The sequence below is a fragment of the Micromonospora sp. NPDC003944 genome (assembly GCF_053605225.1).
This window is the reverse complement of sequence record NZ_JBSGIV010000123.1, coordinates 1-8,187: the sequence shown is the minus strand read 5'-3', so window position 1 is coordinate 8,187 and position 8,187 is coordinate 1. Positions and strand designations below refer to the sequence as shown.

The following is an 8,187-nucleotide window of genomic DNA, read 5'->3' as shown; positions in this document are numbered from 1 at the left end:
GCGGCCCGCCGTCAGGCCCCACGGCGGGCGGCCCGCCGTCAGGCCCCACGGCGGGCGGCCCGCCGTCAGGCCCCACGGCGGGCGGCCCGATCCCTGGGCGTCGGCCTCTGGACAGAAACAGTTAACTGTCTTAATAATAAGCCGCAACGTCGACGTCCATGAATGCCCGCCCGGGCGCGGAGGGTCCCATGAAACGCTCCAGAGCACTTGTCCTGTCCCTGGTCGCCACCCTCGCCGCAGCACTCGGCGCGGCCTGGGTGGCGCTGCCCGCGTACGCCGCGGGGGCCACCGCCAGCTTCGTCAAGACCGCCGACTGGGGTTCCGGTTGGGAGGGGAAGTACACCATCGCCAACGGCGGCAGCTCGACGATCAACGGTTGGAGCCTCGCCTTCGACCTGCCGTCGGGCACCACGCTCGGCAGCTACTGGGACGCGCTGCTCAGCTCCACGGGCCAGCGGCACACCTTCACCAACAGGTCCTGGAACGGCACCATAGCCCCGGGTGCGTCGGTCTCCTTCGGCTTCCTGGCCAGCGGCTCCGGCTCACCTGGCAACTGCCAGCTCAACGGCGCGTCCTGCGGCGGCGGCACCCTGCCCACCACGCCGCCGCCCACCACGCCCCCGCCCACCACGCCGCCTCCGACCACGCCCCCGCCGACCACCCCACCGCCCACGAACCCGCCAACCGGTGGGCTGCCGAAGCACCTGCTCACCGGGTACTGGCACAACTTCGACAACCCGGCCGTCGAACTGCGGCTGCGCGACGTCCCCAACGAGTACGACCTGGTGGCGGTCGCCTTCGCCGAGGCCACCGCGACCCCCGGCGCGCTCACCTTCGGCGTCGACCCCGGACTGGCCGCCTCGCTCGGCGGCTACACCGACGCGGACTTCACCGCCGACGTGCGCACCCTGCACAGTCGGGGCAAGCGGGTCATCCTCTCCGTCGGCGGCGAGACCGGCCGGGTCACCGTGAACAACGCCGCCTCGGCCACCGCGTTCGCCGACACGGCCGCCGCGCTGATCGCCAGGTACGGCTTCGACGGCATCGACATCGACCTGGAGAACGGGCTCAACCCGACGTACATGGCGCAGGCGCTGCGTGCGCTGCGGGCCAAGGTCGGATCGAGCCTGATCATCGCGATGGCCCCGCAGACCATCGACATGCAGAACCCGGCCGGCGGCTACTTCAAGCTGGCGCTCGACATCAAGGACATCCTCACCGTCGTCAACACCCAGTACTACAACTCCGGCGCGATGCTCGGCTGCGACCAGAACGCCGCGTACGGCCAGGGCACCGTGAACTTCATCGTCGCGTTGGCCTGCATCCAGTTGGAGGCCGGGCTGCGCCCCGACCAGGTCGGCCTCGGCCTGCCCGCCGGAGCGGGCGCGGCCGGCGGCGGCATCGTCGCGCCAAGCGTCGTCAACGCCGCACTGGACTGCCTGGCCCGGGGCACCAACTGCGGCAGCTTCCGGCCGCCGCGCACCTACCCGGGCATCCGCGGCGCGATGACGTGGTCGGTGAACTGGGACGTCAGCAACGGCAACGGCTTCGCCAACACGGTCGGCCCGCACCTGGACACCCTGCCCTGAGCCTGCCCGCCGGCGTCCGCCAAGGGCGTCGGCGGCAGGCGGTAACGCGGATCAGCGACCGGCGGTCACCGACCGCCGGTCGTCGCGTTCCCGGCGCTTGCGGACCTTCCGGATCACCCAGCTCACCACCATCACGACGAAGACCGCGACGATCGCGTAGTTGAACCAGTCGCTGTAACGCTCGACGTCCTGCCAGCGGCTTCCCAGCGCGTAACCGGCCCCCACGATGAGGCCGTTCCACACCCCGCTGCCGATCGTGGTGAGCAGGATGAACTCACCCAGCGGCATCCGGTTGGCCCCGGCCGGCACGGAGACCAGGCTCCGGACCACCGGCACCACCCGGCCGATCAGCACCGCCCAGCGACCGTGCCGCTCGAACCACTTGTCGGCCTTCTCCAGGTCGTCGCTGTCCACAAGTGGGATGTGGTCCAGCCAGCGCTTGAGTCGCTCCTCGCCGAGCGCCGCGCCCAGCCAGTAGAGCACCAGCGCACCCACGAGCGACCCGACGGTCGCAGCCAGCACCACGACGACGACGTTGAACTTCCCCTCGTGCGCCAGGAAGCCGGCGAGAGCCAACACGATCTCACTGGGGATCGGCGGGACGATGCTCTCCAACGCCACAAGCAGCGCCACCCCGACCGGGCCCATCACCTCGATCACCGAGGCCACCCAGCCGGTCAACCCGGTGAACTCGGACGGGTCGCCAGCCTGGGCGTACGCCATGGTCGTCCTTCCGGTCGGCAGTCGGGGATCGGAGGGTCATACCCAGCGGGGCGGTCGTTACACCTCGGGGTGCAGCGCGGCGTCCGCCGGCCCCTGCCTCCAGCCAGTGAACACCACTGTCAGCCCGGCGCGGGACGGCGCGCAGCAGAACGGCCCGGCCATCGCGTCGGCCGCCGGGTCCAGCGGGGCGAGCCGGACCAGTCGCCACGGCTCGTCGTCGGCCCGGGCGCGGACGGTCAGCGCGTCGCCGGCCCGGCTGACCCGGACGGTCACCTCCCGGCCCGCCCACTCCGGCACCGGCCCCACCGACCAGTCGGAGAACTCGCGCGTCACCACGGCGCCGAGCTGCACCTCGCCGTCACTGACCTCGACACCGGCCTTGGTCCAGGTCCGTTCGTCGACGCGGACGAACGCTCCGGCCTGGTCGAACTGGGCCGAGAAGTCGAGCCGGAAGCTCACCTCCATGGCGGTGCCCACCGGCAGCGGCGCCAGCAGGGCCGGGCCGTTGTCGTGCACGAAGCCGTAGCTGGTCCGCCGCCAGAAGTCGCTCTCCGCCGCCGGCTCGACGACCATCTCGCCGGCCGGGCCGTCCTCGACGCGTACCGGCGGGTGCAGCCAGGTGCCCCGGGACCAGTCCAACAGTTCGCTCGGCGGTACGAGGTCGTTCTCCATGACGGGCACGGTAACCCACGGCGGTCGCCGGTCGGCCCGGCTGGTTTGCCGCGGTGATCAACTGGAGAGATTTCTTCGGCATGGGTGACCGTTGGTATTCCGAAGCCGTCGTCTACTGCCTCGACATCGACACGTTCGCCGACTCCGACGGCGACGGGGTCGGTGACATCCGTGGGTTGATCGGGAGGCTGGACTACCTGGCCCGGCTCGGGGTCACCTGCCTGTGGCTGCACCCGATCCACCCGTCGCCCAACCGCGACGACGGCTACGACGCCACCGACTTCTACAACGTGGACCCGCGCTTCGGCACCCTTGGCGACTTCGCCGAGCTGCTGCACCAGGCCCAGAACCGGGGCATCCGCGTGATCATCGACCTGGTGGTCAACCACACCTCCGACGAGCACCCGTGGTTCCAGTCCGCCCGTTCCTCGCCGGACTCGCCGTACCGGGACTGGTACGTCTGGTCCGACACCGAGCCGGCCGACCGGCACCAGGGCATGGTCTTCCCCGGCGAGCAGGACGAGACGTGGAGCTACGACCGGACCGCCAAGTCGTGGTTCTACCACCGGTTCTACAAGTTCCAGCCGGACCTCAACTTCGCCAACCCCGAGGTCCGGGCCGAAGTCAAGAAGATCATGTCCTTCTGGCTCCAGCTCGGCGTCTCCGGCTTCCGGATGGACGCGGTGCCGTTCATCATCGAGCTGACCGAGCCGGGCAACCCGAACTCCCCGAAGGACTTCGAGTTCCTCACCGAGATGCGCCAGCACGTCCAGTGGCGTCGCGGCGACGCGGTCCTGCTGGCCGAGGCGAACGTCGAGCCGGACCAGCTCCCCACGTTCTTCGGCGACGCCAGCGGCTCCGGCAACCGGATCCACATGCTCTTCGACTTCATGCTCAACGGGCGGCTCATGCTCGCCCTGGCCCGGGAGGACCCGGAGTCGCTGATCGAGGCGCTCCGCGACACCCCGAAGCTGCCGGTCGGCGGGCAGTGGGCCACCTTCCTGCGCAACCACGACGAGATCGACCTGTCCCGGCTGACAACCGAACAGCGCAACCAGGTGTACGCGCAGTTCGGCCCGGACGAGAACATGCGCATCTACGACCGGGGCATCCGTCGCCGGCTCGCCCCGATGCTCGGCAACGACCGGCGGCGCATCGAGCTGGCGTACGCCCTGCAGTTCTCGATGCGCGGCACGCCGGTGCTGCGCTACGGCGAGGAGATCGGGATGGGCGAGGACCTGTCGCTGCCCGGTCGGGAGGCGATCCGTACCCCGATGCAGTGGTCGTACCAGCCGAATGCCGGCTTCTCCACGGCGGACCCGGAGAAGCTGGTCCGCCCGGTGATCGACAAGGGTGAGTTCGGTTACCAGAACGTCAACGTCACCGCCCAGCGGGGCGACGCCAAGTCGCTGCTCGCCTGGTTCGAGCGCATGATCCGTACGCTGCGGGAGGCCCCGGAGATCGGCTCCGGCTCGACGACCCACATCGACGTGGCGATGCCCGCCGGGGTGCTCGCGCACCGTGCCGACGGGCCGACGGGCACGATGGTCTTCCTGCACAACCTGGGCACCGACGACGTCGAGGTGGACCTCAGCAGCCTGGAGCCGGAGGCCGACCTGCCGATCGACGTGCTTGCCGACCGGGGCTACGGCGAGTTGGGCAAGCTCGGCGCGGTGAAGGTCTCCGGCCACGGATACCGGTGGATTCGCCTATGCCGAGGGTCGGCCTGTTGACGTTAAGCTCCTCCGATCGACCCCACGTTACCGGGAGGTAATCATGTCGGAGGAGTCCCGCGTCGCCATCGTCACCGGAGCCGCACGCGGCATCGGCGCGGCCACCGCCCGACGGCTGGCCGCCGACGGAATGGCCGTCGCGGTGGTCGACATCGAGGAGGCGGCCACCAAGGAGACGGTGGACGCCATCGCCGCGGCCGGTGGCCGGGCGCTCGGCGTGGGCGCCGACGTCTCCGACCGGGAGCAGGTGGAGGCGGCCGTCGAACGAATCGCCACCGAGCTGGGCGCGCCCACCGTGCTTGTCAACAACGCCGGCGTGCTCCGCGACAACCTGCTGTTCAAGATGACCAGCGCCGACTGGGACACGGTGATGGGTGTGCACCTGCGCGGCGCGTTCCTGTTCAGCCAGGCCGCCCAGAAGCACATGGTGGACCGCAAGTGGGGGCGGATCGTCAACCTCTCCAGCACCTCCGCCCTCGGCAACCGGGGCCAGGCGAACTACGCCGCCGCCAAGGCCGGTCTGCAGGGCTTCACCAAGACGCTCGCCATCGAGTTGGGCCCGTTCGGGGTGACGGTGAACGCGGTCGCACCAGGCTTCATCGTCACCGACATGACAGCGGCCACCGCCGCCCGGATGAAGGTCGACTTCGACGACTTCCAGAAGCACGCCGCCGCCGAGATCCCGGTCCGTCGCCCGGGCCGGCCGGAGGACGTGGCGCACACCATCTCGTTCCTCGCGAGCGAGGGTGCCGGCTTCGTCTCCGGTCAGGTCATCTACGTCGCCGGCGGACCCCGGGACTGACCCCTCCCGGACGAGGGAGCTCCCCAGGACGGGACGCCCTCGTCCCCGGGTCGTTGCCGGGCGGTCGCCGGGTCCTGTGGTCGCCGGGTCCTTGCTGGGCGGTGGACGGGTGCGGCGGGTCAGGCCGGTGCGCGGCGGGTGCGCCAGAGCCAGACCAGCCCGAGCACCGGCAGCACCAGCGGGATGTAGCCGTACCCGCTGCCGAACTGCGACCAGACCGTCTCGTCCGGGAAGAGTTCCTTGTCGACCAGGCTCAGGATGCCGACCACGACCACCCCGACCAGCTCCACGGAGCAGCACGCCAGCGCCACCCGTCGGCCGGCGTGCCCGGCGCGAGCCAGCCCCACCGCGGCCACGATGTAGATGAGCGCGGCCACCCCGGAGAGCAGGTACGCCACCGGCGCCTCGTCGAACTTGGTCGCGATCTGCAGGCCCGCCCGACTCGTCGCCGCGATGGCGAAGAGTAGGTAGACCGCGATCAGCAGCCGACCCGGCCCGGAGTTCGTACGCTGTCGAGCCGGTCCTGCCTCAACCACCGAGCACCTCCCAGGTCTGCTGCAGGCGGACCACCACCACCGGGGCCACCAGACAGACCGCGCAGACGATCGCCGAGCCCCAGCGGGTCGGCTCCATCCGGGCCAGCACCCACGCCAGTGGCGGCAGGCACACGAGCGTGACCAGATAGCCGAAGAAGGCGCCGGGCTCGCCGGGCCGATCCCCGTCGCCGACCGCGACGAGCGCCAGCACGGTCAACACCAGCAACGCCACTTCGAGTACGGCCAGGCCGACGAACTGCACCCGGTCCGGTGGCCGGTGGCGTACCGCCGCCACCAGCGCCCACACCGCGACGAGCAACGACAGCACGATCGGCACGGTCGCGACGATCCCGTCCACCGGCGAGTCGGCGCCCACGCTGGTCACCGGACACACCCGGTCGTTGCCTCGGTCACCGGCACAGCCTACTAACCGTCGTAGTAAAGGGCTGCCCTGCCTCTCCGCATGTGACGCGGTCCCGCCTGCCGCTCCGGTGCCCACGCTTCTCGCGTGGCGTCAGTCGCCGGCCTGCAGCCAGTAGACCGAGACGGCAAGCAGCGGGTCGGGCCCGTCGTTCCGAATCTGGTGCGGCACCCTGCTGTCGAACGCCACGACGTCTCCGGCCCGCAACACGTCCGTCCGGTCGGCGAACGTCACGGTCCCGACCCCGGACACGATGATCCAAACCTCGCGGGATCGATGAACGTCGAGGTCATTGGAGGTGTTCGGGGCCACCGACCAGCGAGCGACCTCGAACGGGGCGGGCGCCGTCGACGAAAACGGCAGCAGCGCCCGGTGCACCCTGCCACCCTCGGTGAAGTCGTACCAGTGTTCAAACGTCACGACACCGCTGGTGGTCGCTGGATTCGCGCTCGGCATGTCGTCGAGACTGCCTCGCCGCACCTGGTGTGTCTGGCGGCAATCGGACCTGGGGCTGCCGGAAACGGCTCGGGCGGTGCCCGGCGGACCGCGGGTGGACAACAGTGCCACCAGCCCTCGGTCAGCTCGACCGCGGCCCCGGAAACGAGGGTGAGCTGCTTCGATTGGTCGAACCCGCCGCCGTCACGACCGCCGGGGCGACTAGCGTGGATCACGTCCGTGGCGTTGCCACGGTGCGGGAAACAGCGGAGGTACACGTGCTGCGGTTCGGCTTGTTCGGCACCGGTCACTGGGCTATCGAGACGCATGGGAAGGCGCTGCACGCTCATCCCGACGCGGAACTGGTCGGGGTGTGGGGTCGCAACCCGGAGCGCGCCTCCGCGCTCGCCGAGCGGTACGGGGTGCCCGCCTACGCCGACGTCGACGCGCTCATCGAGCAGTGCGAGGCGGTGGCCGTCGCCCTGCCGCCGGACATCCAGGCCGACATCGCGGTCCGGGCCGCCCGCGCCGGCCGGCACCTGCTGCTGGACAAGCCGTTGGCGCTCAGCGTCGCCGACGCCGACCGGGTCGTGGCCGCCGCCGACGAGTCCGGGGTCGCCTCGGTCGTCTTCTTCACGCAGCGGTTCCAGCCGAACGTGACGGCGTTCCTCGCCGCCACCGCCGCCGCCGGGGGCTGGCAGCACGGCCGGACCACCGCCTTCGCCTCGATCTTCCAGGACGGCAGCCCGTACGGCGGCTCGTTGTGGCGCCGGGAGCACGGGGCGCTCTGGGACATCGCCCCGCACGCCCTCTCGATCCTCCTGCCGGTGCTGGGCCGGGTGACGCAGGTGGCGGCGATGGACGGGCCGAGCGGGATGATCCACCTGCTGCTCACCCACGAGGGCGGTGCCACGAGCAGCGCCTCGCTCTCCCTTGACGCCCCGACCGAGTCGATGGCCCGGGAGTTCGTCTTCTACGGCGAGAACGGCATCGAGAACGTCCCGTTCGGCGAGAACGACGCCGCCACCGCGTTCGGCGTCGCCATCGACCAGCTCATCGAGCAGGTGCGGGCCGGCACCCGGGACCACCGCTGCGACGTCCGCTTCGGCCGCGAGGTCGTCACCATCATCGCCGCAGCCGAAACCGCCCGATCCGAATCCCGCACCACCCCCGTCCCCCACCCCTAACCCCACCCAACCCCAACCCCAACCCCACCCCCCAGGCATGCGGTGATCAAGAGGTTTGCGTCACGACACGCCGTCGGCATGACGCAAAC

At 70.7% G+C, this 8,187-nt stretch carries 9 protein-coding genes; 4 read left to right on the top strand and 5 right to left on the bottom strand.

Annotation, left to right across the window (positions count from 1 at the left end):
* Positions 1-188: 188 nt before the first annotated feature.
* Positions 189-1,589 carry a chitinase gene (locus ACWER9_RS31415; protein WP_452305258.1) on the top strand — a complete coding sequence of 467 codons (1,401 nt, stop codon included), beginning with the start codon at positions 189-191 and terminating at the stop codon, positions 1,587-1,589.
* Between the two features lie 51 nt (positions 1,590-1,640).
* On the opposite strand, the gene ACWER9_RS31410 is transcribed toward ACWER9_RS31415, so the two are convergent.
* Positions 1,641-2,312, bottom strand: coding sequence for a DedA family protein (locus ACWER9_RS31410; protein ID WP_452305257.1), 672 nt, complete (start codon positions 2,310-2,312; stop codon positions 1,641-1,643).
* A gap of 57 nt (positions 2,313-2,369) precedes the next feature.
* Positions 2,370-2,984 carry a DUF1349 domain-containing protein gene (locus ACWER9_RS31405; RefSeq protein WP_452305256.1) on the bottom strand — a complete coding sequence of 205 codons (615 nt, stop codon included), beginning with the start codon at positions 2,982-2,984 and terminating at the stop codon, positions 2,370-2,372.
* 80 nt (positions 2,985-3,064) lie between these two features.
* On the opposite strand from ACWER9_RS31405, the gene ACWER9_RS31400 reads away from it, so the two are divergent.
* Positions 3,065-4,717, top strand: a complete 1,653-nt coding sequence (locus ACWER9_RS31400) for an alpha-amylase family protein (RefSeq protein ID WP_452305260.1) — start codon at positions 3,065-3,067, stop codon at positions 4,715-4,717.
* A gap of 43 nt (positions 4,718-4,760) precedes the next feature.
* Positions 4,761-5,519 (top strand): 3-oxoacyl-ACP reductase FabG, encoded by a 759-nt coding sequence (fabG, locus tag ACWER9_RS31395; RefSeq protein WP_452305255.1) that lies wholly within the window; start codon positions 4,761-4,763, stop codon positions 5,517-5,519.
* Positions 5,520-5,638: 119 nt separating this feature from the next.
* Here the strand turns inward: fabG and ACWER9_RS31390 are convergent, their stop codons facing one another.
* The 3 genes from ACWER9_RS31390 to ACWER9_RS31380 form a co-directional block, all read right to left on the bottom strand.
* Positions 5,639-6,055: a hypothetical protein gene (locus ACWER9_RS31390; RefSeq protein WP_452305254.1), complete on the bottom strand. Its 417-nt coding sequence runs from the start codon at positions 6,053-6,055 to the stop codon at positions 5,639-5,641.
* Positions 6,048-6,440, bottom strand: a complete 393-nt coding sequence (locus tag ACWER9_RS31385) for a hypothetical protein (RefSeq protein ID WP_452305253.1) — start codon at positions 6,438-6,440, stop codon at positions 6,048-6,050. The genes ACWER9_RS31390 and ACWER9_RS31385 overlap by 8 nt, the downstream gene beginning before the upstream one ends.
* A 129-nt stretch (positions 6,441-6,569) precedes the next feature.
* On the bottom strand, positions 6,570-6,896 hold the full coding sequence (locus ACWER9_RS31380; RefSeq protein WP_452305252.1) for a cupin domain-containing protein: 327 nt from the start codon (positions 6,894-6,896) through the stop codon (positions 6,570-6,572).
* Between the two features lie 293 nt (positions 6,897-7,189).
* Here ACWER9_RS31380 and ACWER9_RS31375 point away from each other — a divergent pair, with 293 nt between their 5' ends.
* Positions 7,190-8,098: a Gfo/Idh/MocA family protein gene (locus ACWER9_RS31375; RefSeq protein ID WP_452305259.1), complete on the top strand. Its 909-nt coding sequence runs from the start codon at positions 7,190-7,192 to the stop codon at positions 8,096-8,098.
* Positions 8,099-8,187: the final 89 nt, after the last annotated feature.